This is a genomic window from Gillisia lutea (assembly GCF_021568705.1).
In the GTDB taxonomy this organism is placed as follows: domain Bacteria; phylum Bacteroidota; class Bacteroidia; order Flavobacteriales; family Flavobacteriaceae; genus Gillisia; species Gillisia lutea.
In genome coordinates this window covers 214,843-240,513 of sequence record NZ_JAKGTH010000009.1, presented here as the reverse complement: position 1 = coordinate 240,513, position 25,671 = coordinate 214,843, and the positions used below count along the sequence as shown (strand labels likewise).

At 36.3% G+C, this 25,671-nt stretch carries 26 protein-coding genes; 13 read left to right on the top strand and 13 right to left on the bottom strand.

The annotated features are described in order from the left end of the window. Positions 1-63: 63 nt before the first annotated feature. The 8 genes from L1I30_RS10555 to L1I30_RS10520 all read left to right on the top strand — a co-directional run bounded on the left by L1I30_RS10555 (position 64) and on the right by L1I30_RS10520 (position 8,958). Positions 64-1,935, top strand: coding sequence for an ABC-F family ATP-binding cassette domain-containing protein (locus L1I30_RS10555; protein WP_236134256.1), 1,872 nt, complete (start codon positions 64-66; stop codon positions 1,933-1,935). Between the two features lie 152 nt (positions 1,936-2,087). Further along, positions 2,088-2,804, top strand: a complete 717-nt coding sequence (locus L1I30_RS10550; protein ID WP_308444061.1) for an O-methyltransferase — start codon at positions 2,088-2,090, stop codon at positions 2,802-2,804. Between the two features lie 53 nt (positions 2,805-2,857). After that, on the top strand, positions 2,858-3,571 hold the full coding sequence (locus L1I30_RS10545; protein ID WP_236134254.1) for an ABC transporter ATP-binding protein: 714 nt from the start codon (positions 2,858-2,860) through the stop codon (positions 3,569-3,571). A gap of 105 nt (positions 3,572-3,676) precedes the next feature. Further along, the gene (locus L1I30_RS10540; protein WP_236134253.1) at positions 3,677-3,862 is read left to right on the top strand and encodes a hypothetical protein; all 186 of its coding nucleotides are present in this window, start codon (positions 3,677-3,679) and stop codon (positions 3,860-3,862) included. 100 nt (positions 3,863-3,962) lie between these two features. After that, on the top strand, positions 3,963-4,538 hold the full coding sequence (locus tag L1I30_RS10535) for a cob(I)yrinic acid a,c-diamide adenosyltransferase (protein ID WP_236134252.1): 576 nt from the start codon (positions 3,963-3,965) through the stop codon (positions 4,536-4,538). Positions 4,539-4,691: 153 nt separating this feature from the next. Further along, complete coding sequence (locus L1I30_RS10530) at positions 4,692-4,913, top strand: DUF2795 domain-containing protein (protein ID WP_006989959.1); 222 nt, start codon at positions 4,692-4,694, stop codon at positions 4,911-4,913. Positions 4,914-5,000: 87 nt separating this feature from the next. Beyond that, the gene (gene secA / locus L1I30_RS10525; RefSeq protein ID WP_236134251.1) at positions 5,001-8,366 is read left to right on the top strand and encodes a preprotein translocase subunit SecA; all 3,366 of its coding nucleotides are present in this window, start codon (positions 5,001-5,003) and stop codon (positions 8,364-8,366) included. A gap of 109 nt (positions 8,367-8,475) precedes the next feature. Next, positions 8,476-8,958, top strand: a complete 483-nt coding sequence (locus L1I30_RS10520) for a DUF4199 domain-containing protein (protein WP_236134250.1) — start codon at positions 8,476-8,478, stop codon at positions 8,956-8,958. 23 nt (positions 8,959-8,981) lie between these two features. Here the strand turns inward: L1I30_RS10520 and L1I30_RS10515 are convergent, their stop codons facing one another. From L1I30_RS10515 to L1I30_RS10500, 4 genes are read right to left on the bottom strand one after another with little or no spacing between them, the layout of a single operon-like run. After that, complete coding sequence (locus L1I30_RS10515) at positions 8,982-9,689, bottom strand: peptidoglycan DD-metalloendopeptidase family protein (RefSeq protein WP_236134249.1); 708 nt, start codon at positions 9,687-9,689, stop codon at positions 8,982-8,984. A gap of 7 nt (positions 9,690-9,696) precedes the next feature. Further along, positions 9,697-11,091, bottom strand: coding sequence for a hypothetical protein (locus tag L1I30_RS10510; RefSeq protein WP_236134248.1), 1,395 nt, complete (start codon positions 11,089-11,091; stop codon positions 9,697-9,699). Then, a complete protein-coding gene (locus tag L1I30_RS10505) occupies positions 11,072-11,686 on the bottom strand; it encodes a hypothetical protein (protein ID WP_236134247.1) in 615 nt (204 codons plus the stop codon). Before L1I30_RS10505 ends, L1I30_RS10510 begins: the two co-directional genes overlap by 20 nt. Beyond that, positions 11,670-12,221, bottom strand: a complete 552-nt coding sequence (locus L1I30_RS10500) for an RNA polymerase sigma factor (RefSeq protein WP_236134246.1) — start codon at positions 12,219-12,221, stop codon at positions 11,670-11,672. The genes L1I30_RS10505 and L1I30_RS10500 overlap by 17 nt, the downstream gene beginning before the upstream one ends. 183 nt (positions 12,222-12,404) lie before the next feature. On the opposite strand from L1I30_RS10500, the gene L1I30_RS10495 reads away from it, so the two are divergent. Continuing rightward, complete coding sequence (locus L1I30_RS10495; protein ID WP_236134245.1) at positions 12,405-12,998, top strand: DUF2911 domain-containing protein; 594 nt, start codon at positions 12,405-12,407, stop codon at positions 12,996-12,998. Positions 12,999-13,017: 19 nt separating this feature from the next. On the opposite strand, the gene L1I30_RS10490 is transcribed toward L1I30_RS10495, so the two are convergent. After that, positions 13,018-13,446, bottom strand: coding sequence for an organic hydroperoxide resistance protein (locus L1I30_RS10490; RefSeq protein WP_236134244.1), 429 nt, complete (start codon positions 13,444-13,446; stop codon positions 13,018-13,020). A 101-nt stretch (positions 13,447-13,547) separates the two neighbouring features. On the opposite strand from L1I30_RS10490, the gene meaB reads away from it, so the two are divergent. Continuing rightward, entirely contained in the window at positions 13,548-14,633 is a 1,086-nt protein-coding gene (gene meaB, locus L1I30_RS10485; RefSeq protein ID WP_236134243.1) for a methylmalonyl Co-A mutase-associated GTPase MeaB, read from the top strand. Here the strand turns inward: meaB and L1I30_RS10480 are convergent. Next, complete coding sequence (locus tag L1I30_RS10480; RefSeq protein WP_236134242.1) at positions 14,628-15,569, bottom strand: NAD-dependent epimerase/dehydratase family protein; 942 nt, start codon at positions 15,567-15,569, stop codon at positions 14,628-14,630. The genes meaB and L1I30_RS10480 overlap by 6 nt on opposite strands. A gap of 164 nt (positions 15,570-15,733) precedes the next feature. Here L1I30_RS10480 and L1I30_RS10475 point away from each other — a divergent pair, with 164 nt between their 5' ends. Both L1I30_RS10475 and L1I30_RS10470 read left to right on the top strand, forming a co-directional pair. Next, entirely contained in the window at positions 15,734-16,453 is a 720-nt protein-coding gene (locus L1I30_RS10475; protein ID WP_236134241.1) for a glycosyltransferase family 2 protein, read from the top strand. A gap of 55 nt (positions 16,454-16,508) precedes the next feature. After that, positions 16,509-18,161 (top strand): ArnT family glycosyltransferase, encoded by a 1,653-nt coding sequence (locus tag L1I30_RS10470; protein WP_236134240.1) that lies wholly within the window; start codon positions 16,509-16,511, stop codon positions 18,159-18,161. On the opposite strand, the gene L1I30_RS10465 is transcribed toward L1I30_RS10470, so the two are convergent. From L1I30_RS10465 to L1I30_RS10445, 5 genes are all read right to left on the bottom strand, one after another. Then, on the bottom strand, positions 18,145-18,717 hold the full coding sequence (locus tag L1I30_RS10465; protein WP_236134239.1) for a phosphatase PAP2 family protein: 573 nt from the start codon (positions 18,715-18,717) through the stop codon (positions 18,145-18,147). The two genes, L1I30_RS10470 and L1I30_RS10465, sit on opposite strands and share 17 nt — an antisense overlap. Positions 18,718-18,722: 5 nt before the next feature. Then, positions 18,723-18,950 (bottom strand): DUF8828 family protein, encoded by a 228-nt coding sequence (locus L1I30_RS10460; RefSeq protein ID WP_236134238.1) that lies wholly within the window; start codon positions 18,948-18,950, stop codon positions 18,723-18,725. A gap of 33 nt (positions 18,951-18,983) precedes the next feature. Beyond that, positions 18,984-20,333 (bottom strand): MATE family efflux transporter, encoded by a 1,350-nt coding sequence (locus L1I30_RS10455; protein WP_236134237.1) that lies wholly within the window; start codon positions 20,331-20,333, stop codon positions 18,984-18,986. 93 nt (positions 20,334-20,426) lie between these two features. Then, positions 20,427-21,818 (bottom strand): M20/M25/M40 family metallo-hydrolase, encoded by a 1,392-nt coding sequence (locus tag L1I30_RS10450; protein WP_236134236.1) that lies wholly within the window; start codon positions 21,816-21,818, stop codon positions 20,427-20,429. A gap of 41 nt (positions 21,819-21,859) precedes the next feature. Further along, the gene (locus L1I30_RS10445; RefSeq protein WP_236134235.1) at positions 21,860-22,741 is read right to left on the bottom strand and encodes a PPK2 family polyphosphate kinase; all 882 of its coding nucleotides are present in this window, start codon (positions 22,739-22,741) and stop codon (positions 21,860-21,862) included. Positions 22,742-22,818: 77 nt separating this feature from the next. On the opposite strand from L1I30_RS10445, the gene L1I30_RS10440 reads away from it, so the two are divergent. After that, positions 22,819-23,406, top strand: coding sequence for a hypothetical protein (locus tag L1I30_RS10440; protein ID WP_236134234.1), 588 nt, complete (start codon positions 22,819-22,821; stop codon positions 23,404-23,406). Positions 23,407-23,443: 37 nt separating this feature from the next. Here L1I30_RS10440 and L1I30_RS10435 read toward each other — a convergent pair whose 3' ends face one another. Both L1I30_RS10435 and L1I30_RS10430 read right to left on the bottom strand, forming a co-directional pair. After that, positions 23,444-24,610 (bottom strand): sigma-54-dependent transcriptional regulator, encoded by a 1,167-nt coding sequence (locus L1I30_RS10435; RefSeq protein ID WP_236134233.1) that lies wholly within the window; start codon positions 24,608-24,610, stop codon positions 23,444-23,446. Between the two features lie 145 nt (positions 24,611-24,755). Beyond that, positions 24,756-25,670 (bottom strand): mechanosensitive ion channel family protein, encoded by a 915-nt coding sequence (locus tag L1I30_RS10430; protein ID WP_236134232.1) that lies wholly within the window; start codon positions 25,668-25,670, stop codon positions 24,756-24,758. Between the last annotated feature and the right edge of the window lies 1 nt (position 25,671).

Genomic DNA, 25,671 nt, shown 5'->3' with positions numbered 1-25,671 from the left:
AATAATAAAACTAATCCTGTTTTAACTCCATAAATTCTATCTATTTTTGCAAAAAAATTCTCAGTGAATTACTTATCAGTAGAAAATATAGCCAAATCTTTTGGCGAACGTAAATTATTCTCCAATATTTCCTTCGGTATTAATGAAGGTCAGAAAGTAGGATTTGTAGCCAAAAATGGTACAGGAAAAACTACATTATTGCATATGTTGGCCGGTACAGAGGTGCCAGATGAAGGTAAAATTGTATATAGAAAAGATATTACCGTTGCCTTTCTTGCACAGGAACCAGATCTTGATCCAAAATTAAGTGTTGAAGAAACCATTTTTGCAGCCGATAACGAGATATTAAAAGTGATTGCTCGTTATGAAAAGGCCTTAGAAAATCCCGATGATGCTGAAGCTTATCAAAAAGCTTTTGAATTGATGGAAATGCATCAGGCTTGGGATTTTGAAACACAATACAAACAGATCCTTTTCAAGATGAAACTGGATCAACTGGATAAAAAAGTTGGTGAACTTTCCGGAGGGCAAAAGAAGCGTTTAGCGTTAACTATGATGCTGCTTAATAAACCTGATTTCATTATTCTGGATGAGCCTACCAACCACTTAGATCTGGATATGATCGAATGGCTGGAAGAATATTTCAGAAAAGAGAATTTCACCATTTTCATGGTTACGCACGATAGGTACTTCCTTGAAAATGTATGTAATGAAATAGTAGAATTAGAAGACGGTCAACTTTATACCTACAAAGGGAATTATTCTTATTATCTTGATAAAAAGGATGCCCGAATTGAAGTTGAACAAACCAATACTGATAAGGCAAAGCAACTTTTCAAAAAGGAATTAGACTGGATGCGTCGCCAGCCAAAAGCGCGTACCACCAAATCTAAATCTCGTATAGACGATTTCCATGAAATAAAAGACAGAGCTTCTAAAAGACGAAAAGATCATCAGGTTCAGTTAGAGATCAATATGGAACGTCTTGGTAGTAAGATAGTAGAGATCCATAAAGTTTCTAAGAGTTTTGAAGATAAGCAGCTTCTTGACAAATTTGAATATAATTTCCAAAAAGGAGAACGAATAGGTATTATTGGAAAGAATGGTACAGGGAAATCTACATTCCTAAACCTTTTAGCGGGAAAAATAAAACCAGACTCAGGAAAAGTTATTATTGGAGATACGATAAAATTTGGATATTACACCCAGGCTGGTATCGAGATAAAGCCGGGGCAGAAAGTAATTGATGTTATTAGAGAATTTGGTGATTACATTCCACTGGCTAAAGGAAGACAGATTTCTGCTTCGCAATTATTAGAAAGATTTTTATTCGACCGTAAAAAACAATACGACTTTGTAGAGAAATTAAGTGGTGGTGAACGAAAAAGACTCTATCTATGTACAGTTCTTATTCAAAATCCAAACTTCCTGATTCTGGATGAGCCTACTAACGACCTTGATATAGTTACTTTAAATGTTCTGGAAAATTTTTTGTTAGATTTCCCAGGTTGTCTGGTAGTGGTCTCTCACGACAGGTATTTCATGGATAAGATCGTAGACCACCTCTTTGTATTCAAAGGAAATGCAGAAATTGAAGATTTCCCCGGAAACTATACCGATTATAGAGAATACGAAGCCAGCCAGATTGAGGACACCAATTCAAAAGCGAAAGAGGTTTCGCAATCTTCAGAGAAAAAACAAAAGAGTACTAGCAATGCTAATAGTAGTTTGACTTTTAACGAGCAAAAGGAATTTAAACGACTAGAAAAGGATATCGCTCAACTTGAAAGAGAAAAAGAAAAGATTCAACAAAAATTCCTCTCCGATCTTTCTGTAGAAGAAATTGAAAAACATTCTGTAGAGCTTCAAAAAATCTTGGATGCAATTGAAGCTAAAACAGAACGATGGTTTGAGCTGGGAGCAAAAATAGAATAACAAATTTATAGCCCGCCGGGAAAACCAAAAGTTTTGCCCGGCTGCTATTTTATATGTGAATTTTTAATGTATACCAGAAAGTGTTTCAAATAATAGCTTATATAAAATTTTTATTTAGGTCTACCAATCAACATGGTGTTCACTCTCCATTTGTGTACAACCTCTTAACAAAATGCATTTACAAGAAGTACAGAAAGAGGGATTACAACCTCCTTTTTGACTTTAGAGATTTTATGTTAAGTGATAATAGAACAATCTCTGTTATTGATTTTGGCGCAGGAAGTCGCGTTTTTAAATCGCCTCTGCGTAGAGTTTCACAAATTGCAAAAAATGCCGGCATTAGCAAAAAAAGAGCTGTTCTTCTAAATAAAATAACCTCCTACTTCAATTTTCAAACAGCTTTAGAATTAGGAACTTCAGTAGGAATTTCCTCTGTTGCAATCGCTGCAAATAACCCCGTGCAATTAATAAGTTTGGAAGGTTGCCCTGAAACAGCGAGAACCGCTAAAGAAGGTTTTAAGCAATTTGATCTAAGTAATATTCGACTGAAAGTAGGCGAATTTGAAAGCAATATAGATGCAATTATTAAAGAAAAATCTCTTTCTCAAAACAATACTTTTGATCTCATCTATTTTGATGGAAATCATCAAAAAGAGCCCACATTGCATTATTTTAATAAATTACTTCCCCTAGCCCATAACGATAGTGTTTTCATCTTTGATGACATTCATTGGTCTAAAGAGATGGAAGAAGCTTGGGAAGAGATTAAATTAAATCCTAAAGTTAAGGTTAGTATTGATGCTTTTTTTTGGGGGCTTATATTTTTCAGAAAAGAACAAGAAAAAGAGCATTTTGCACTCCGACTGTAACAAACCTTAAAAGTAAGCGTCTTACCTCTAGAATTAAATTACCGGTTTATCTTATGAGCAAGGTTATAGAAATACACAATATCACCCGTGATTTTCCATTGGGTCAGGAAATAATAAAAGTATTAAGAGGTATCGATCTCGAGATTGAGCGTGGAGAATATGTTGCCTTCATGGGGCCTTCCGGTTCCGGAAAATCTACTTTAATGAATTTGCTAGGCTGTTTAGACACACCAACCTCCGGGCAATATATCTTGAATGGAAAAGATGTAAGTCAGATGACAGATGATGAGTTAGCTGAAATCAGAAATAAAGAGATTGGCTTTGTATTTCAAACTTTCAACCTGCTTCCAAGAACCACCGCCTTAGAAAATGTGGCTTTACCCATGGTCTACGCCGGAGCTACCAAAGCTGAACGTATTGCCAGAGCCGAAGAAGTGCTTACCAATGTTGGACTAGCCGATAGAATGGACCACAAACCAAATCAACTTTCCGGAGGACAAAGACAAAGAGTTGCTGTGGGACGTGCCTTGGTAAATAAGCCTTCCATTATTCTTGCCGATGAACCTACAGGAAACTTAGATTCTAAAACATCGGTGGAGATCATGAATTTATTTGATGACATTCATGCTGCAGGAAATACCGTAATTCTGGTAACACACGAAGAAGAAATTGCAGAACACGCCCACCGAATAATAAGATTACGAGATGGTATTGTGGAAAGTGATGAACGAAAAGCTCCTAAAACAGTAACCAATTCAAGTTTATAAAACAGACTTTATTTTTATTCCAGCTAAAATAGCCTACTAAAATCTTTAACAAGCTGCTTGAGCGTGGCCTTATTTTTTATTATCTTGTAATAAATTCGTTTTATAATGATCGATTTTGACCAGGAAACCTGGATCTACTTAGGCATTATTACCTTAGTTATCATCTATTTCCTTTGGAGTTCCAACCGAAATAAACGTAATCGGAAAGCCCGTAAAAACAGGAATTTCCGAATTAGATATATGGAGCGTAAGAAAAAATCAGAAAAAAAGAACATGACAAAGCAGATATAATTAAGTTGTGCTTTTAATCCTTACCAATTAAATATTCCCCACTTACAAATTCCTTTCCCCTCTCTATCTTTTTGTACATTTGATTCTGAAAATGGGCCTTATGAAAATATACACAAAAACAGGAGATAAAGGTACTACTGCACTTTTTGGTGGTACACGTGTTCCTAAGCATCATATTAGAATTGAAAGCTACGGAACTGTAGACGAGCTCAATGCTCATATTGGCTTAGTAAAAGATCAAAATATCGATACTCCAACCAAAGAAATTTTAAACGGCATTCAAGACCGCTTATTTACCATAGGTGCCATTTTAGCTACCGATCCTGAAAAGGCTACTTTAAAGAGTGGAAAACAACGCTTGAATATCCCCAAGATTTCTAAAGAAGACATTTCACTTTTGGAGCGTGAGATGGATAAAATGAATGAACAATTACCGGAAATGACGCATTTCATTCTTCCTGGGGGCCACCAATCTGTGTCATTCTGTCATATAGCAAGATGTGTTTGTAGAAGGGCAGAACGCATGTCTACAGCACTTTACGAAATAGAGGCTTTCGACGATATGGTTTTAATGTACCTAAACAGGTTGTCGGATTACTTATTTGTGCTGGCACGAAAATTGTCCAAAGATTTACACGCTGAGGAAGTAAAATGGACTCCAAAAAAGGAGGATTAATTATCTGTAAGATTCACACAGTTTCTTTCAAATTTCTTAAAGGAAACCGGAAATTAGCATATGTTCTTAAAATTATTGATGAAATAATAGATTTTTTACTTGCCCATTACGACAAAAAAATTATTTTTGCAAAAAATAAAACCCGATTAATCAATGTATTGGACTTTAGAACTAGCATCCTATTTAAGCGATGCTCCCTGGCCGGCAACAAAAGATGAGTTAATTGACTACGCTATTCGAACAGGTGCCCCACTTGAAGTAGTGGAAAACCTTCAGTCTATTGAAGATGAAGGAGATTCATATGATTCTATCGAAGAAATTTGGCCCGATTATCCTACCGACGAAGATTATCTTTGGAATGAGGATGAATATTAGAAAAACATAACACGTAAATAGTAAAAAGTCTCAATCTTGAGGCTTTTTTTTTGCGTACATTTGAAACATAATAAACCACAAAAAACTATGAGTTTTTTAGATTCTGTATTGAAAGTATTTGTAGGCGATAAATCCAAAAAAGACGTCAAAGAAATACAACCTATTGTAGACAAGATAAAGGCATTTGAAAAAGAATTTGAAGCCTTAACTATTGATGATCTTAGAGGAAAGACCCACTCTTTTAAAAAGAAGATCGCCGATGCTACGGCTGAACTCCGAACGAAGATTGAAGAGTTAAATAAAGAGGCAGATGCTTCCGATGATATCACTCGAAATGAAGATATCTATGCTGAGATAGACACCCTTAAGGATAATATTTACGGTATTACAGAAGATGTTTTAAATGAAATACTTCCCGAAGCCTTTGCTACTGTAAAGGAAACCGCAAAACGTTTTGTAAACAACCCGAAACTTAAAGTAAAAGCTACTGCTTTTGACAGAGAGCTCTCTGCCGAAAAAGCCTATGTAGAACTTGAAGATGATTATGCTATTTGGAGCAACTCCTGGGATGCTGCCGGAAAACCGATTGTTTGGGACATGATTCATTACGATGTTCAGCTTATAGGTGGTGTTGCCATGCACCAGGGTAAAATTGCAGAGATGCAAACCGGAGAGGGTAAAACCTTAGTTGCAACGCTTCCTGTTTATTTAAATGCATTAACCGGAAATGGAGTTCACTTAGTTACGGTGAACGATTATTTAGCTAAGCGTGATAGCGCCTGGATGGCTCCTATCTTTCAATTTCACGGCTTAAGTGTAGATTGTATAGATTACCACCGTCCAAATTCGGCAGCCCGACGTAAAGCTTATAACGCTGATATTACTTATGGAACCAATAACGAATTTGGTTTCGATTATTTAAGAGACAATATGTCTCATTCTCCAGATGATCTAGTTCAACGTCCTCATAACTATGCCATTGTTGATGAGGTAGATTCTGTTTTAGTGGATGATGCCAGAACTCCGTTAATTATCTCAGGTCCAATTCCAAAAGGAGACATTCATGAATTTGAGGTGTTAAAACCTGCTATTTCCAACATTGTAGATATTCAAAGGCAGCACCTTAATAAGGTATTAGCAGAAGCTAAGAAATTGATAGCCGCAGGAGATACAAAAGAAGGTGGGTTGCAATTACTACGTGTTCATCGTGGATTACCTAAAAACAAGGCACTTATCAAATATTTAAGTGAAGAAGGAATAAAGCAATTACTTCAAAAGACCGAAAATCAATACATGGCAGATAACAATCGTGAGATGCCAAAGGTTGATGAGGAATTATACTTTGTTATTGAAGAAAAGAACAATCAAATAGATCTTACCGATAAAGGGATTGAATTCCTTTCTGGAAAAGATGACCCCGATTTCTTTGTAATGCCGGAAATTGGAATGGAGATTGCCAAGATCGAGAATGAAGGTCTTTCCAAAGAAGAAGAAGCCGAGAAAAAAGAAGATTTATTTAGAGAATATAGCGTAAAAAGTGAGCGTATTCACACCATGCGCCAGTTACTAAAAGCATATACCTTATTTGAAAAAGATACGGAATATGTGGTAATGGAGAATAAAGTTAAAATTGTTGACGAACAAACCGGACGTATTATGGACGGACGTCGTTACAGCGACGGACTTCATCAGGCAATTGAAGCTAAGGAAAATGTGAAGATCGAAGATGCTACACAAACCTTTGCCACGGTTACCCTTCAAAATTACTTTAGAATGTACCGCAAGCTTTCAGGTATGACAGGTACAGCGGTTACAGAAGCAGGAGAATTATGGGAGATCTATAAATTAGATGTGGTAGAAATTCCTACTAACCGCCCAATTGCCAGACACGACAGAGAAGATCTTGTTTATAAAACCAAACGTGAAAAATTTAATGCGGTTATTGATGAGGTAACTAAACTTTCACAAGAAGGGCGACCTGTACTTATAGGTACAACTTCTGTCGAGATCTCAGAATTACTGAGTAGAATGTTGAAGTTAAGAAACGTACCTCACAACGTATTAAATGCGAAGCTTCACAAAAAAGAGGCTGACATTGTTGCCGAAGCCGGTAATGCCGGGATTGTTACGATCGCAACAAACATGGCAGGTCGTGGAACCGATATTAAACTGAGTAAAGAAGTAAAAGAAGCTGGTGGTTTGGCCATTATTGGTACGGAGCGTCATGATTCACGTCGTGTAGACAGGCAGTTACGTGGTCGTGCTGGTCGTCAGGGAGATCCGGGAAGTTCACAGTTCTATGTATCTCTGGAAGACAACCTAATGCGTTTATTTGGATCTGAACGTATTGCAAAATTGATGGATAGAATGGGCTTGGAAGAAGGTGAAGTGATTCAGCATTCCATGATCTCAAAATCTATTGAGCGTGCTCAGAAAAAAGTAGAAGAGAACAATTTTGGAGTTCGTAAGCGTCTATTGGAATATGATGATGTAATGAACGCTCAAAGAGAGGTAATTTACAAACGTCGTTACCATGCACTTTTTGGTGACAGATTGAAAGTGGATATCGCCAATATGATCTTCGATACTTCAGAAGTGATTACAGAAGGAAATAAAGCCGCATCCGACTATAAGAATTTTGAGTTCGAACTCATTCGATATTTCTCTATGAGTTCTCCTATTTCCGAAGAAGAATTTGGAAAGATGGATGCCCAGAAAATTGCAGGTATTGTGTACAAAGCTGCTTACGAGCATTATCATAACAAAATCGAGCGTACCTCGTTAACCGCATTTCCAATAATTAAGCAGGTTTATGAAGATCCAGCAAATAACTTTGAACGCATCTCTGTTCCCTTTACCGATGGAACTAAGAGTATTCAAGTTGTTACAAATCTTCAAAAAGCCTACGAAAGCGAAGGGAAGCAATTAACTAAGGATTTTGAGAAGAACATCACTTTAGCAATTATTGATGAATCCTGGAAAACGCATTTGCGTAAAATGGATGAGTTAAAGCAAAGTGTTCAGTTGGCAGTTCACGAGCAGAAAGATCCTTTACTTATCTACAAGTTTGAAGCTTTTGAGTTGTTTAAAGCAATGCTTGAAAATGTAAATAAAGATGTGATCTCTTTCTTATTTAAAGGTGAAATCCCTGAAGGTAACACCTCTAACATACACGAAGCTCGCCAGGTAAGGAAAAAAGAGAATTTAGAGACTTCTAAAGAAGAAATTCCTAATTTGGATGAACGTGCAGCTCAAAGTCGTGCAGCGGGTCAAAGCGCTCAACAAAGACCTGCCGTAACAGAGACCATAGTTAGAGAACATGCCAAAATAAATAGAAATGACAGAGTTACATTAAAGAATGTAATGACAGGTGAAAGCAAATCTATGAAGTATAAGCAAGCCATTCCTCTTATTGAAAAAGGAGACTGGGTGCTAACCGGTACTGAAGAATAGTATTTACAACATCACATATTTTTAATCCCGGCAATTAGCCGGGATTTTTATTTAAAACTTATTTCTAAAGAAGATTTTTATATTTTAGACCAACTAAACCAGACTAAATATGAAAAACTTTAAAATTGAAATTAAATGGGGTTTACTGTTTGTATTAGCGGGACTTCTATGGATGCTGTTTGAAAAAAGCATGGGATGGCATGATGCGCTAATAGCTGATCATGCATGGTATACCAACTTGTTCGCTTTTGTAGCCATCCTTATTTATGTATTGGCATTAAAGGATAAAAAGAAGAATTTTTATGACGGCCGCATGACCTGGCAGCAGGGATTTATTTCTGGTGTAGTAATAACCGCCATTGTTGCTTTATTTGCTCCAATTTCCCAATATGTAACAGCTACTTACATTTCTCCTGAATATTTCAATAACATGATTGCGTATAGCGTAGACAATAGTACCATGTCACAAGAACAGGCGGAGGCCTATTTTAATTTGAAATCATATGTGATACAGGCTATTTTTGGAGCTCTAGCAATGGGCGTAGTAACTTCCGCAATTGTGGCGTTCTTCGTAAAATCGAAAAAAATATAACTATAAGACTGCCCTTGCACCTATTAAATTTTCAATAGAAGATTAGGGTCAGGGCAGTTATTCAAATAATACTCAAGATCGGCCTTCGCAGCCACTCCGGGATAGTCCCCAGAATTCCCCTGAAGATCTTCCATTATCTGAAAATGTAAATGCGGAGCATAATCGCCATTTACTTTGGGCGAACCCAATGTACCAATCTTATCTCCTGCTTCCACGATCTGCCCAAAACTGAGATTGGCTATAGACTGTTTACTTAAATGCCCATATAAAGTATAAAAGGTTCTTTCATCTATATTATGTTCCAAAATAATGGTGGGACCATAATTTCCAAACCCCTCATTATCCTGAAAACTATGCACAGTACCATCTAGAGCGGCAAGTACCGAAGTGCCTGCATTGCACCAAATATCCAGACCTATATGAATGTCCCTTTGGGATGCTTCTTCATTGTTATTAAAAATTACACTTCTTCTATAAAGATTTCTCTTTTCATTATAACCGCCATATGCAATTTTCGCACGGGCTTGGGTCACGTAACCTTCAATAAACTTTTTAACGAGAGAAGCAGAAGGAATTTCCATTTCTCGAACCTCTTTATTGGTTTCAGAAAGGTCTATATGCACGAAATCCTGCTTCTTGAATTTTACATCAATAACAGGAGTGAACCTAGTTGTACACGCTTCAATAAAATCAGCAAATTTCGTGGTAGCCATAGCGATAATTTTGGCCAAAAATAATCTATTTTACCACAATATCGCTAAAACTTGCCTTTATGAAAATGCTACCATTTTCATTCCTGGTTTTGTAATATCCAGTAAGCAATTCATTATCGTATGACTTTGTTGATTTTACCGTAGCGGCCTGTGGATACTGAATCGTACTTTGAGTACCATTATAATTAAAATTTAAGGCTGTTTGAGGCAGAGATAAGCGCAGGTCACTATTTTCCAAATTAATATCCAGCGTTTTGAAATTTGTAGCCAGAGTCCCAATGTTTAGTGCCCCGAAAGTCCCCGAAAGGATTCCTGTTTCCTGAATTTCTGATATTTCCACGTCACTGGAATTAGAAATAAGTTTTATGCTTTTAACTTTATTTATCACACAATCCTCTACATAACTAGCCTTTAGCACACCATAATTCCATTGGTCTATTTTAATAGGCGTATAAGCAATACTTATATCGGTTTTCTCTCCATCTATAGTTTTAGCTGTTAACTTACTATGTGTTAAATTTGCTTTTATATTACTCACTTTTTGATTTAATTTCACCTCTCCATACCTAACATTTAAATTAAGTTTGGCATTTACCGGAACTTTAATTTTGAGACTTCGATTAGCCTTGCCTGAACTCTCAAATTTTATCACCTTCGTTTTTACCGATTTATCCTTATCCTTATATTTTGATTTCATTTTTTCATCCATCTTCGTTCCCCATTCTTCCATTTCCATTTCAAAATTCTCTGCCCATTTTTCCATACTGGCTCCAAAGTCTTCACCCCAGGCTTCCATTTTTACTTCAAAATCCTTTTCCCAAACTTCTGAGTTCTTCTCGAACTGTTCAGCCCATTTCTCCATAGATTTCTCGAAATCCTTCCCAAAACTCTTCTCTATTTTCTTTTCGAATTTTTCCATGTATTTATCGCCGTCTTTTTGATATGCTTCATAATCAAAATCAAGCTCTCCTATTTTAGCATAAAATTCTGGCGGCAACGGATTTTTAGAAATATTTTCTACTAAAGGCGTAACCAGATTATTCATAAGGGGACCAAGCATCTCTTGCATCTTTCCCATACTCTCCTGCATAGAAGACATATCAAATTGTTGTTGAATTGGAGTTCCTCCACCCGATATAATAGAAATATCTCCGTTGGCAGCATTAGTTTGAAGTTTCCAATTCTCCAATTGTTCTTTCTTAGAAACTTCATTAGTAGCAGCATCTTCTATGAATGCCTCTATATGCACTTCATTTTTATTCCAGGTTTCAATAATAACATTAGTGTACTTTGTATCAATATTTACTTTTGCATCGCTATTAACCTTATAGGTTTTATCCAATTTTTTGGTTTGTGAAAAGAGGGCTGTTGAGCACAGCAACAACAATAACAGGATTGTATTAAGCTTGAAGGTTCTCATGTGATGAATTATTAGATTGTTTTATTTCTTTAAGTTTGTTTTTCAATTTATAAAGCAGTTCCATTCTTAACTGTAAATTTGCTACCATAGCCTCTATGGTTTGCTCGTTAAGCCCAACCTCCTTTACTTCAATATTTAATTTTTTATATTCCTTATCTAGAGCTGATAATTCTTCCATAAAAGAATCTATTAGTAACTTATTATCTTTGGTAATGTCCAGTTTCGCCAATTCTACATTGATGTTTGCCAGATAATAATTCTCTATTTTTCTGAATTCAGGAGAAACATCTCTTAATTGAAATTCTTCTTCAGAAGTTGTCTCTTTTTCTACATTTTCTTTTGATGAAGCGTCCACTACAGAAGGTTCAGCTGTTATAGCCGGTTGCATAAAAAAGAACAAACCTATCCCCACTGCTACCACAATAACAGCGGCAATCTTCAAGAGCAAATAGCTATTTCCTCTATCTTTTAGGAAAACGGTTCCTTCTTTCCTATTATCTAATTTATCTAAAAAGCGCTTTTCATGCCCCTTTTTCAATCGAGGAGAAAATGACGCCTCGTCTTCCCTGAACATATCTCTAATATCCCGTGCCATTTTTTAATACTTTTAATGCTTCTAATAATTTCTTTTTCCCACGATGTATCAACGTGCGGGACGCCACTTGTGTAATATTTAATATTTCTGAAATTTCTTCATGATCATATCCTTCAATTAAAAACAGCATTATAGGATATTTGTATTTTTCAGGAAGCTTTTCAATCGTTCCTTTTATTTCAGCGATCCCAATACCTTCATCTACATGCCAACCTCCAGTGTCTTCCTCTTCAACTTTAGTAAGTATCTGCTCATTTAAAGCCACAAATTCTAACTTTTTAGCTTTCAGCTTATCGAGACATTTATTTATCACAATTCGCTTCAACCAGGCTCCAAAAGTTACTTCTCCCTGGAATTGATGTAACTTCGAAAAGGCATTTATAAAACCCTCCTGCATTGCATCTTCGGCTTCATAAGAATCTTTTAAAAATCTATTTGCCACTATAAACATTCCTTCACAATAATTATTATAAAGTTGAAGTTGTGCTTTCCTATTATTGGCACGACAATCTATTATGAGTTGATGTACTGACAAAATTGGTTTTAGTTAGCTGGTTATTTAAAAGACGTCATAAAAAACGGTGTGTTGCAAAAATTTTCATTATTTTCTATAAAATTAAGTTTTTTAAGAGATTACTATCAAAATACCCACAAATTGCTGTATCCATTAAAATCCTTTGACATAATTTTAGAATTCTGAACACATACCTAATTACAAATGAGAGCTTCAAATAAAACACTTCTGAAAATTGCCGGGCTTATCCTGCTTGTAATTCTGGTTATTATATTTCTGGTACGCTATGCCACTAAAGCCCACAGCCCGGAGGATATAAGTTTCTATGAAGGTGAAGAGCTCAAAATGGAAGTTTTTTATAACCGACCGTCTAAAAAAGGAAGAAGAATTTTTGGAGATTTAGTCCCCTATAATGAAGTATGGAGAACCGGGGCTAATGAAGCCACTACCTTTACTACAAATTATGACATTATGGTGGATGGTTCTTTGCTGAAAGCCGGAAAATATACTTTATGGACTGTCCCTATGGAAGAATCCTGGAAAGTTATTTTCAACTCAAAAATGTATCCCTGGGGAATTGATATGGAGAAAAAAGCTTATAGAGAAGCGGAGTTTGATGTTTTGGTATTAGAAGTACCTGTGAAGATTTTAAATGAAGAATTAGAGCAATTCAGCATTTATTTTGAAGAGCGAAATGACTTTGTTTTTTTAAATATAGCCTGGGACAGGACTAAGGTTAGCCTTCCCATAAAAATGATGAAAGAAGTGTCTAAAACACTCCTTTCACCTACTAACTAACAATTATTATCAACCAAATTTATTCTTCGTCTAACATTAAATTTAGAGTAACATCAATATTGTCTCTTGTTGCTCTGGAATAAGGGCAAATTTCATGTGCCTCGTTCACTAATTTTTCTCCGGTTTCCACATCTACTCCCGGTAGATATGAATCTAGGATAACAGAAAGCTGCAGATCTCCATCGTCTGTTGTTCCCAATTTCACAGTAGCAGTCACATTAAAATCGCCAATGTCTACTTTGTGTTTTTTAGCAATTAATTGCAGAGCACTTCCATAACAAGCTGAATACCCGGCTGCAAATAACTGTTCCGGGTTGGTGTATTTTTCACCTTTTCCACCCATACTTTTTGGCATACTAAGGTTCAAATCTAAAATTCCATCATCACTTTTCAGGTGTCCTTCACGACCTCCGGTAGTAGTAACTTTAGCTTTATACAATGTCTTCATCTTATTTATTTTTGATTAATTTTATAGAAATTTGAAGATACCACCTTAAGGATACTGCTTCAAAAAATGTATTCATAAATTTGTCATAAATTAAAAGCGTTTTGTCTAAACAACCCGAAAAATCGGCATTAAATAAATCGGAAAGCACCCCAGCTTCTCCTAACATTAACCCTGTTTCCATCAATAAGATAAAAGCCTATAGAAGACAGCAGTTAAAAGGAGAAGAATTATCAAAACAATTATTAGAAGGTAATAAAACAGCCCTGAGTTTAGGGATCACCTTAATAGAGAGCAACCAGGCCACCCATCAAAAAGAAGCTCAGAAGTTAGTGGAGACATGCCTCCCATATGCATCCAAATCTATTAGAATAGGGATAACAGGTGTTCCAGGAGTTGGAAAAAGCACTTTCATTGAAGCCTTTGGAAGTTATTTGGTAGACCTTGGTAAAAAGGTTGCCGTACTTGCGGTAGATCCCACCAGTAGTGTATCTCGAGGAAGTATATTGGGTGATAAAACCAGAATGGAAAAGTTAGTCACCAGGAAAAATGCTTTTATTCGCCCGTCCCCGTCGGGAGATTCACTAGGAGGAGTTGCAAAAAAAACTAGGGAGAGCATCATTTTATGTGAGGCCGCAGGTTTTGATGTAATTCTAATTGAAACAGTAGGTGTAGGGCAAAGTGAGACTACAGTACACAGCATGACAGATTTTTTCCTATTATTGAAACTGGCTGGTGCCGGAGATGAATTACAGGGAATTAAGCGAGGTATCATTGAAATGGCCGATGCTATAATAATTAATAAAGCGGATGGCGAAAATTTGAAGGCAGCCAGAAATGCCCGATTAGAATTTAAACGCGCGCTTCATCTATACCCGCCAAAAAAGAGTTCTTGGGAACCAAAGGTTCTACTTTGTAGCTCACTAAATAACACTGGTATTGAGGAGATATGGGACTTACTGAAAGATTATTTTAACCTCACACAAAAAAACAATCATTTCGAGCATAACAGAAGCGAACAGAATAAATTTTGGATGCTTCAAACCATTAACGAGCATTTAAAGAACCAGTTCTACCAACACCCTGAAATTAAACTCGCCTTAAAAGAGCAATTAAAGGCACTAGATAATAATGAAATCACCCCTTTTGCAGCAGCTGAATACCTTATTGAAAAATATAATAGCTTATAAGAAATTTTCCTTATACCAGTCTATTTGCTGCTTTAAACCCTCTTTTAATGTTGTGCTGGGGTTATAATTTAATAGTCGTCTAGCTTTATCAATGTTAGCCAAGGTTCTCCACTGATCTCCTGACCGTTTTTCAGTTACGTCAATTGCTATTTTTTGATCGAGTAGTTCTTCAACAAGATCTATCCCCTGCTGTGTGGTATGTTCCTCTTCGGTTCCAAGGTTGATTATCTCTCCGTTTAACTTTTCATGTACCAATAAAGCCTGAAGAATACCATTTACAATATCTCCCACATAGGTAAAACTTCGCAAATGTTTTTCGCTACCTTCAAACAAAGGGAAACTTTCATTTTTAAAGGCGCAAGCAATAAGCTTTGTATATAATTTTTCCGGGCGTTCCCTTGGGCCGTATACAGAATATAATCTCAAAGAAGAAGCTTTTAGTTTGTTGGTTCGAGCTTCAGCCAACACCAATTGCTCGGCTGCAAGTTTTGTCACCCCATAATGTGAGGCGGGCTGCGGAGCAACATCTTCAGGAAATGTAGCTTCCAATCCATAGATAGATGAAGTTGCTATATTAAAAAAATGTTTTAACCCACTATTCTTATGTGCAAATTCTAACAGATTTTGAGTAGCTATAACATTATTTGTTAGATACTCTTCAAATGTACTTGTAGCAGAAATTCCGGGCTGCGCAGCAAAATGTATAATAAAATCGAAATCCTGATCTAGCGCCTCTAATGCCAGTGCATTTCTAAGATCAAGCTTATGAATGCTTATCCCTTTTTTAGCTAAGGCTGTTGCATTAAGATTTTTAAGAGAAACATCGTAGTAATCTGAAAAGTTATCTACTCCTGTTACCTCGTAACCATTGTCATGTAACTTCTCTGCGGTATGTGAACCAATAAAACCCGCTGCACCGGTAATTAAAACTTTCATTCTTTTCAATTGAACTAATTAGTATATAAACAGCCTTAGAGCTGGAAATATTATGCGTCGCAAATTACGATGATTCTGGAAAATATTTCGAGTTTCTTATGCCTAAGCTCATTATTTTTTATTTATAATAATTAATACATTTGCAGTCACTACTAAACTACCTCATGGAGTACGAATTTACCATTATAGTTCCGCTATATAATGAAGCAGAAAACCTGATTCGGGTTGAAGAAAAATTAGCAAGTTACATTCAGAAAGCACCTATAAAAACATCTGTTCTTTTCGTGAATGATGGTTCTAAGGATAATAGCCTCACTTTAGTTGAAGATATTTGCCAAAGAAATGAAGCCTTTCATTTCATATCCTTCGATCGAAACCGAGGTTTAAGTGCAGCTATTAAAGCAGGAATAGATTATTGTAAAGCGCCTTTAGTTGGCTATATAGATTCCGACCTGCAAACCGATCCCGAAGATTTTAACCTACTCCTGGAACATATTGGCGAGTTTGATCTGGTTACCGGAATGCGCACCAATAGAAAAGATTCCTTTAAGAAAAACCTATCTTCCCTTATTGCCAACGGCATAAGAAGAAGTTTCACACATGATGGTATGGATGATACCGGCTGCCCTCTTAAAGTGATTAAGACCGATTATGCCAAGCGCATTCCAATGTTTAAAGGACTACACCGATTTTTACCCGCAATGATATTACTACAAGGTGGAAAAATCGTGCAAATTCCTGTAAGACATTATCCCAGAATTGCAGGGGAAGCAAAATTCCATTTAATGAATAGGTTGGTAGGGCCTTTTCTAGATTGCTTCGCATATCTTTGGATGAAAAGAAACTACATCAATTATCAGGTGGCCAAAAAAGACAATTTTTAAACCTAAGTTCTTTTTTTATTTTTAACTACTGAAATTCATTTAAACTGTTTTACTAGTGATAGACTCTCTTTTTAGATTTCTTAATTATAAGAATAACGCTATCTATTTACTGGTAGGTCTGGGTATTCTAATTTTTCAGGTAAATCTTGATGCGCTTTTCGTGAATATCATGGAGGCACGAAATTTTGTAAGTGCCCGAGAAATGATCACCTACAACAACTGGATATTTACCACCTTAAATGAATTACCGCGATACGAGAAGCCCCCATTACCCACTTGGCTCTCTGCAATATCAGCCGCAGTATTTGGCATCAAGAGTGTTTTTGCATATAGGTTGCCTGCGGCACTAACAGCAATATTCCTGTCGTTTGTTTTCTACAAAGTACAGCTGAGATTACATTTAAATAAGAGTTTGGCTTTTATGGGTAGCCTTATACTTATTACCTCCTTTTACATTCTCTTTTCAGGGAGAGATGGGCAATGGGATATCTTTACCCACAGCTTTATGCTTGGATCCTGCTATTTTTTGCTGAAACTGATAGACTCTAAACATCATATATATAAAAATGCTCTTATAGCCGGACTCCTATTTGGAGCATCACTTTTAAGTAAAGGTCCAGTTTCCTTATATACCTTATTCTTGCCATTTTTAATTAGCTACCTCGTTATTTATAAACCAAAAGATCTAAAAGTTAAATGGAAGGCCTTGCTTCTTTTCATTCTAATTGGAATTGTAAGTGGAAGTTGGTGGACACTACTCGTACATTATTATGATGCTGAAGCTTTCAGAGAAATAGCCGCACAGGAAAGCAGCAGGTGGTTTAATTATAATGTCCGACCTTTCTGGTATTACTGGAGCTTTTTCACACAAAGCGGAATATGGACGATCCCTGCATTAATAAGTCTTTTTTATTGGTACCTGAAGACGAAAGTTTCAAATTTGAAAGTCTACCAGTTTTATCTTTTATGGACTCTTATATCCCTATTCTTATTATCTATAATTCCGGAAAAAAAGAGTCGATACCTGCTTCCTGTTTTAGTTCCCTTAGCAATGACAACAGCTTTTTATGTAGAATATGTAATAAAAGCATTTCAACATAAATTCTCTAAACTTGAAGCTGTACCGGTTTATCTAAACTTCGTCATTCTTACGATAGTTGCTTTTGCAACACCAATTGGTTTATATATAGGATTAGGAGAAGTTGTTTGGGAAATGCCCGTTACTTATATCATATTTAGCAGTGCGCTGATAATTTTAGGATCATGCTTTGCGTATTATTTATTCAGAAAGAAGATAAAGCAACTCTTTATGCTACAAGTGGGAATGATCCTGATTATTATTTCTCTGGGTTTCCCTTTGTTAAAATTGATTCATCCCAGTAGAAATCAACCAAATATTAATGAACTAAAATCATTTTCTACCCAAAATGAAATACAAATTTATGAGGCGATAGGAGTATTACCCGAACTGGTGTGGGCATATGGCGAACCTATCCCCTTTCTTGAAACAGCTCAAGATCTCACCTCTTTGAAAGAAGATAAATTCGGAGTTTTACTTCAAGAAGAAAGCTTAGCGCATTGGAAGGAATTCTTTAAAGATTATAAATTAGAATATGTTGCTCATTATGATCTCAATCCGAATAACGCAAAGGATTCAAATTCAAGATTGACCAGAGATCTTTACATTGCAACTAAAAAGGCACTTTAAATTTCTTCATTAAAACGGGGTGTAATAAGGATATTAAATATCCTATAATCGCTCCCATAGTCATTCCCGTTAGAACATCTAATGGATAATGTACTCCAACATATATTCTACTGTAAGAGACCACCAAGGCCCATATTAATAGAAACCAAAGAAGTTTAGGATACACCTTTTTAAGCATCAAACCTATAAATAGGGCCAATGCGGTAGAGTTTGAGGCGTGAGCAGAATAGAACCCAAAGCGACCACAACGCTCGGCAATATATCTGGCAAATTCCATTACCCCTTCTGCCCGACACGGTCTTGGTCTTTCAAAACCATGCTTAAAAACATTAGCCAGCTGATCTGTTGCCGTGATGAGTAAAGCTATAAGAACTATAGTTACCAAAGTTCCTTTAACGCCGAAGCGTTTAAAAATCAGGAATAAAAGAAAAGCATATAGAGGTATAGCTGTCCATTTATCAGTTATTAATAACCAAAACGGATCCCAGGTAGAATTTCCCAGATTATTGAGATAAAGGAATAGTTCGGTATCGTATGCTAATATTTTATCCAACATAATGCTTAATCGTCGTAGCGCGAAACTTCTCTATCGTAGAACTCATTTGCCTGAGTTATGAGATCTTCAGCCAGAGTAGCCAGTTCTTTCTCATCACTTTGATCAAAATCTTCCAACCACTCTACGTCATCATTTTGCAAATTGATTATAAATCGAGGGTATTCAGTATGTACAACGAAAATAGCATCGGGAAAATCGGTGTTATCACCTAAAAGAAATTTCGGAAATTCCATATTTTTATATTTTTTAAAATTCTTGATTTTTATTTAAGGCTGCTCTACAATTAGTTTTCTGCTTAAATAATTGAAGCGGAAATACAGCATGACAGCAGAGGCGGTTAAACCTGCCAGCAATCCCATCCATATCCCCATACTTCCCATATTATCTGCACTTCCAAAATAAATTGAAACTGGGAAACCTATAATCCAGTAAGCGATAAAACAAATTATAGTGGGAATTTTTACATCCTGTAAACCTCGTAACGCTCCTAAAATCACGACTTGTAAACCATCGCTTAATTGAAATAATGCCGCAATAATAAGCAATTGTGCAGCCAATGCAATAACCTCTGCATTATCAATATACATTATTGGCAATATATCTTTCAATAAAATAAAACCAACAGCAAAAACAGCTTCTATCACAAAAACGAGAAGGAATGTGGAAAGGGCTACTCTTCTCAGATTCTTATAGTTCTTTAATCCCTTTTGGTTCCCTACACGTATAGTCGCAGTAACTCCCAATCCTACAGCTATCATAAACGTCATGGAAGCCAAATTTAATGCAATTTGATTTGCTGCCTGCGGATTGGTTCCTAGTGTTCCGGCGAGAAGGACTGTTCCCGCAAAAATAGCAACTTCAAATAACATTTGAAGAGCAGTAGGAAAGCCTAATGCCAGAATCCTTTTAAAAATGGCCGATTTAAACAATTCTTTCTTACTCCATATAAAATAAGATTTGAACTTCTTTTTTCGTCTTAAGATCTCCCATATAAACCATAGCATGAAAAAACGGGAAATCAGTGTTCCTATCGCTGCTCCCTGCAATTCTAATCTTGGGAAGATCCATACTCCATATATTAACAGGAAGTTGAAGATTACATTAACTACATTAGCAATAAGAGTAGCATACATGGCATATTTTGTTTGCGATAATCCATCTGCAAATTGTTTATAGGCCTGAAATATCATTAATGGGATCATTGAAAATGCAACTATTTCCAAATAAGGAATAGCAAGTGCCACCACCTCTGGCGGTTGATCCATATAATTCAAAATGGGTTTAGCCAATAGAAGTAACAAAAAGAGCAATATTCCATTTACCCCACATAAAATGATTCCGTGGTGAAAATAACTTCTTCCTTGTTCTATATTTCCAGAACCATCTGCCTCAGCAATTAAAGGAGTAATTGCAAATGAGAAACCTATTCCTAACGAAAGTGCTATAAAAACCAGACTATTTCCTAAAGAAACTGCTGCTAGAGGCGCTGCTCCCAATCGACCAATCATTATATTATCAACCAAGCCCACAAGTACGTGACCTAGTTGCCCCATCATTACAGGAAAAGCAATAGTTAAATTGGTTTGGAATTCTTTGGTATAGGCAGATAATTGCACTTCTTAAAATTTAAGCTGCAAAGATAGCAGGATTTGAACGGCTCAAAATTGAAATTGATTATATTTTTAAGCCGATATTGTTTTTAATGAACTCTATTCAAGTCCATATTTATCTACTAGGTAAATTAACGATGTCATGGATGCTGCGCCGAGTTCCAGTTCTCTTTTATTTACAAATTCAAAGGTATCGTTTGAGGCATGATGATAATCAAAATAACGTTGTGAATCTGGGCGTAAACCTGCTAAAACAATATTTCCATTTTCTAAAGGCCCTATATCAGCCCCTCCGTGATCTATGGTAAAAGAATGTATCAAATAAGGTTCAAATAAAGGTTTCCAGGCAAGGAATTGCTGAAATTTAGATTTCTCAGTTTGAAATGAAAAGCCTCTGGGCGTAAATCCACCGGAATCACTTTCTAAAGCAAAAATATGATTTTCTCCATTTTTCTTGGCTACTGCAGCATATTCGTTTCCTCCTCTTAATCCATTTTCTTCATTCATGAAGAGAACCACTCGAATACTTCTTTTAGGCTTATATCCAATTTCCTTTAAAAGTCGTAACACTTCCATAGATTGCACCACTCCTGCTCCATCATCATGCGCACCATCACCCAGATCCCAGGAATCAAGATGTCCTCCCACAATAATATATTCATTTGGAAATTCACTCCCAGTGATCTCTCCAATTACATTATAGGATTTTACATCTTCCAACTGAGAACTATTAATCTTCATATAAACTTCTGTAGTTTTCACAATTTTCAAGAGTCCGCTTAAATACTCTGCATCATTCGTACTTACTGCTGCTGCCGGAATCCTTTTATTTACGGGAGTATCTCCATAACCCATACTTCCCGTATGCGGAAAATCGTCTAATCTTAAATTCATAGATCTTACCAAAACTCCCACGGCTCCATATTTGGCTGCCTCTGCCGCACCGGCATAACGCTGATCTACGCATCCGCCATAAGCTTCAAAAGTATTGATAAGATCTGCTCTCATGGGTCTGTTGAAAAATACGATCTTGCCCTTAATCTGGGCTTCCCCATAATGAGCAAGATCTTCTATTCCCTGCACTTCGATCACCTGCGCTTTTGTACCTCCTTCAGGAGTTGAAACAGACCCACCTAATGCTGTAATATTTATATTTCTGGTACTTCCCGGGGCGCTTTCTACGTAAGAAAATTCTTTTGCACCTCTCACCCATTTGGGGACCATTACTGGCTGTAACCACACCTTATCCAGACCTAAAGATTCTAACTCCTTCTTGGTGTAATCTACCGCACGCTGCGCATCGACCGATCCCGATAATCTACCTCCAATTTCATTTGAAAGGTGATCTAACCATTTATACGATTTTCCATTTAACAAAGACATATCATATATCTTCCTTATTTCTAGAGAGTCTAATTCGGTATTGGAAAGTTGTGCGTAGGTAGCTTGGTTTATAAAAAGGCTGAGTGCCAATAAAGCAATATATTTCATGAGGTGTAACTTTTATTCTTTTAACTTTTATTGATGATAAACTATTTTTCTTTAGATAATTCTTCTTTGTACTGTTCTAGGTTTGCCAATATTTCAGGTGCTAATTCAGGCTCTTGTACATCGGTATATTTCGTTAATTGCTCATATAATATTTTTGCTACCAAATAGCGCGCCGTATCTTTATCATCTGAAGGAATTATATACCATGGCGCATGCTCCTTTGAGGTTTTATTAATTGCTTCTTCATAGCAAAACTGATATTTATCCCATAGTTTTCGCTCTTCAAGATCGCCTGGAGAAAACTTCCAATTCTTTTCCTGTTTATTCAACCGTCGTAACAATCTGCTTCGTTGTTCTTCTTTGGAAATATGCATAAAAAATTTAAAGATGATAGTTCCGTTAGCGGCTATATGTTTTTCAAAATTTTGGATTTGCTCAAATCGGTTTCCCCAGAAATCCTCATTTACATCTTCTATTTTTTGAATATCAGGTAAATTCTCTCCTAAAATATATTCAGGATGAACCCTTGTTACAAGCACGTTTTCATAATGAGTGCGATTAAAAACTCCAAATTTTCCTCTGGCAGGTAATGCAATATAATGTCTCCATAAATAATCGTGTTTTAATTCTAACGGGGTAGGAACTTTAAAGGAGTGTACTACCACCCCGCGAGAATTAAAGTCTTTAAATACTTCCCTAATCAGGCTGTCCTTTCCGGCAGTATCCATTCCTTGGATACAAATTAATACCGAGTATTTACCATGCGCATATAATTTATCCTGCCATTTCCCCAATTTCTCACGGGTATTCACCATTTCATCTTCAATTCTATCGCCGTTTTCACCTAAATTAATAGTAGTGGGAATATTTTGGAGATTTATATCTTCTGTTACTTTAAATTGAGAGGCTGTGATTTTTTTCATTTATGAAGCTACTGAAAGCTAAATATACAATCTTTAAAACACATATTTTTTTTATCTTCGCCATTAAATATTCGAGCTTGAACAAGGAAGAAATTATACAGAAAGTAGCTATTTTACTTAAGGAGATCCCTTCATCTATGGAAGTAGTGAAAGACGACTCAAAAAGGGATAAGAGATTCCATTATCTCGCTACTCATATGGTAAATAAGGCTATTGAAAAAGATGCTTTAATTATTTCCGAAAATGGAAAAGGAATTGCAATCTTATTTAAGACCAGCAAAGAAGATGAAAATTTCTGGAAAGAATTACCTACTCAGTTAGGTTTATTATGGAATGTGACCGGCTTTAAGAATGCGATTAAAATTTTAAAAACACAGAAGCATATAAAAATGCAGCGTCCGCAAGAAGGCGAATACTTATATTGCTGGTTCTGGGGAATTTTGGCAGATGCCAGGGGGGCTGACACCCAAGTGGGAAAGGAAATGAAAGATGAGTTTTACCGGCGTGCTGAAAAATACGAACTACCACTTTTTGCAGAAACCAGAATGAGACAAAATGCCTTGGTATATCAACGTTTTGGTTTTGAGTTATTCAATGAATGGCAACACCCCAGTGGAGACACCATGTACTTCCTTAAGTACATACCCCACAAATTAAGAAAATAAAAAAAGGCCTATCTTCATTTAGATAGGCCTTTTTAATTTATGACTTACTCGCAAAAAGCTTCACATCTTCTTCAGTGACCGGGCTGCCTCCTAAAATGATTAGTCTCTCTACGACATTTCGAAGTTCACGAATATTTCCCGTCCAGTCGTACTCTTTAAGCAGTTCTATGGCTTCTGGTGTAAAAGTCTTTTTGTTACTTCCATGCTCTTCAGTTATTTTATCGGCAAAGAAATTCACCAATAACGGAATATCCTCCCTCCTGTCGTTCAAGGCCGGAACCTTTACTAAAATAACTGCCAAACGGTGAAAAAGATCTTCTCTAAATCTGTTATTTGCTATTTCTTCTTTAAGATCTTTATTGGTAGCTGCTACCACGCGTACATCCACTTTTATATCCTTATCGCTACCCACACGAGAAATTCTGTTTTCCTGTAACGCCCGTAATACTTTAGCCTGGGCAGAAAGACTCATATCTCCTATCTCATCTAAAAATATGGTTCCACCATTGGCTGCTTCAAATTTACCGGCACGATCTTTATTTGCCGAAGTAAAAGCACCTTTTACATGACCAAACAACTCACTTTCAATAAGTTCTGATGGGATAGCCGCACAATTCACCTCTATCATAGGACCGTTAGAGCGCTCGCTTTTTTGGTGTAACCAATGCGCCACCAATTCTTTACCTGTGCCATTAGGCCCCGTAATTAATACACGAGCATCGGTAGGTGCCACTTTTTCAATTATCTCTTTAATATTAGTGATCGCCGGAGACTCTCCTATCATTTCATAGTTCTTCCCTACCTTTTTCTTGAGCCTGGTATTCTCAACTACAAGTTCCTTCCTGTCCAGAGCGTTACGAACCGTATTAAGCAAGCGGTTTAAATCTGGTGGTTTTGAGATATAATCGAAAGCCCCTAACCTCATAGTGTTAACAGCAGTATCAAGATCACCATGGCCGGATATCATAACCACCGGAACTTCAGGCTTCAAAACTTTTATAGCTTCCAACACCTCTATTCCATCCATTTTAGGCATTTTGATATCGCATAGTACCAGATCAAAATCGTCTTCCTTCACTTTTTCTATTCCCTGCAAGCCGTCTTCAGCTTCTTCTACAATATATGTATCATTTTCTTCGGAAAGTATTTTTATAAGTACGCGGCGAATTGCCGCTTCATCTTCAATTACTAAAATTTTTGCCATTATAAAGTTTTAATTTTAAGGTCTGTTTAAAATAAAACAACTCAATTAAACAAACACAAACATTAACAGATATTATAGATTTTATATAAAATCCATCCCGTGTAATTTCTCTGTTCCTTGAGTCAGCAAATTTCAGGCCTATAACCTAACTTGTGGCAGAAGGATCTTCAAAATTCTTTTGAGCGATAATATGAACATCTCTTTGAGGAAAAGGAATAGAGACATTGTTAAGCCTGAATTTCTTATCGATATTAAATCTTAACTGACTCTTGATTTTTGGATCTACAAAACTGTCTGTTACAAAAAAATGTAATGAGAACGCAAGAGCCGAATCTGCAAAATCATCAAATAATACAAATGGTTCAGGCTTTTTAATTATTCCTGTTTGTTCCCTGGCGCACTCCAGAAGTATCTTTTTAACCTTATCGGTATCGCTTCCATAGGCAACCCCCACTTTCACAAATTCTCGGGTGGTCTTATGGTTTTGCGTATAATTATAAATTACATCGCTAATAAACTTATGATTAGGAATAATCATAACCTTGTCGTCCCTGGTTAAAACTCGGGTTGTTCTAAGTTTTATATCAATTACCCTACCTACTCTGCCTTCAATCTCTATAACATCTCCCACCAGTAACGACTTATCTACAATTATAAACAGTCCCCCAATAACATCCTGAAAAAGTTCTTGTAAAGCAAGCCCCAAACCTACAAATAGTGCTGCCGACGCCGTTAACAGAATGGTGATATCTATTCCAGCAGAGCTCAGGGTAACGATAATAACAATTAAATAAACGATGTATTTTATAAATTTAAATACACTAATAAATTTTATTTTATCATTTTCCTGCAGCTTGCGTGTAAAGAAGGAGCGAAGTAACCTTAGTGCGATACTTGTTATTACAAATGCAGCTATAACAAGTAAAATCTGACCTACAGTAATGTTAATTTCTTTCTCACCGCTTCTTAAAGGAATAATTGTAAGGTTTAAAAAATCGAGAATAGTTCCCCATACATTCTCCTCTATAACCTCCTTTACTTGCTCTACTTTCCCCTGCATC

What these genes read in the sequence shown, in the direction of transcription:
- L1I30_RS10430 (WP_236134232.1), bottom strand. Translation starts at nt 25,670, where the DNA reads ATGCAGGGGAAAGTAGAGCAAGTAAAGGAGGTTATAGAGGAGAATGTA.
- L1I30_RS10460 (WP_236134238.1), bottom strand. Translation starts at nt 18,950, where the DNA reads ATGGAATTTCCGAAATTTCTTTTAGGTGATAACACCGATTTTCCCGAT.
- L1I30_RS10540 (WP_236134253.1), top strand. Translation starts at nt 3,677, where the DNA reads ATGATCGATTTTGACCAGGAAACCTGGATCTACTTAGGCATTATTACC.
- L1I30_RS10480 (WP_236134242.1), bottom strand. Translation starts at nt 15,569, where the DNA reads ATGAAAGTTTTAATTACCGGTGCAGCGGGTTTTATTGGTTCACATACC.
- L1I30_RS10530 (WP_006989959.1), top strand. Translation starts at nt 4,692, where the DNA reads ATGTATTGGACTTTAGAACTAGCATCCTATTTAAGCGATGCTCCCTGG.
- L1I30_RS10510 (WP_236134248.1), bottom strand. Translation starts at nt 11,091, where the DNA reads ATGAGAACCTTCAAGCTTAATACAATCCTGTTATTGTTGTTGCTGTGC.
- secA (WP_236134251.1), top strand. Translation starts at nt 5,001, where the DNA reads ATGAGTTTTTTAGATTCTGTATTGAAAGTATTTGTAGGCGATAAATCC.
- L1I30_RS10465 (WP_236134239.1), bottom strand. Translation starts at nt 18,717, where the DNA reads ATGTTGGATAAAATATTAGCATACGATACCGAACTATTCCTTTATCTC.
- L1I30_RS10535 (WP_236134252.1), top strand. Translation starts at nt 3,963, where the DNA reads ATGAAAATATACACAAAAACAGGAGATAAAGGTACTACTGCACTTTTT.
- L1I30_RS10445 (WP_236134235.1), bottom strand. Translation starts at nt 22,741, where the DNA reads ATGAAAAAAATCACAGCCTCTCAATTTAAAGTAACAGAAGATATAAAT.
- L1I30_RS10545 (WP_236134254.1), top strand. Translation starts at nt 2,858, where the DNA reads ATGAGCAAGGTTATAGAAATACACAATATCACCCGTGATTTTCCATTG.
- L1I30_RS10505 (WP_236134247.1), bottom strand. Translation starts at nt 11,686, where the DNA reads ATGGCACGGGATATTAGAGATATGTTCAGGGAAGACGAGGCGTCATTT.
- L1I30_RS10520 (WP_236134250.1), top strand. Translation starts at nt 8,476, where the DNA reads ATGAAAAACTTTAAAATTGAAATTAAATGGGGTTTACTGTTTGTATTA.
- L1I30_RS10450 (WP_236134236.1), bottom strand. Translation starts at nt 21,818, where the DNA reads ATGAAATATATTGCTTTATTGGCACTCAGCCTTTTTATAAACCAAGCT.
- L1I30_RS10435 (WP_236134233.1), bottom strand. Translation starts at nt 24,610, where the DNA reads ATGGCAAAAATTTTAGTAATTGAAGATGAAGCGGCAATTCGCCGCGTA.
- L1I30_RS10490 (WP_236134244.1), bottom strand. Translation starts at nt 13,446, where the DNA reads ATGAAGACATTGTATAAAGCTAAAGTTACTACTACCGGAGGTCGTGAA.
- L1I30_RS10475 (WP_236134241.1), top strand. Translation starts at nt 15,734, where the DNA reads ATGGAGTACGAATTTACCATTATAGTTCCGCTATATAATGAAGCAGAA.
- L1I30_RS10495 (WP_236134245.1), top strand. Translation starts at nt 12,405, where the DNA reads ATGAGAGCTTCAAATAAAACACTTCTGAAAATTGCCGGGCTTATCCTG.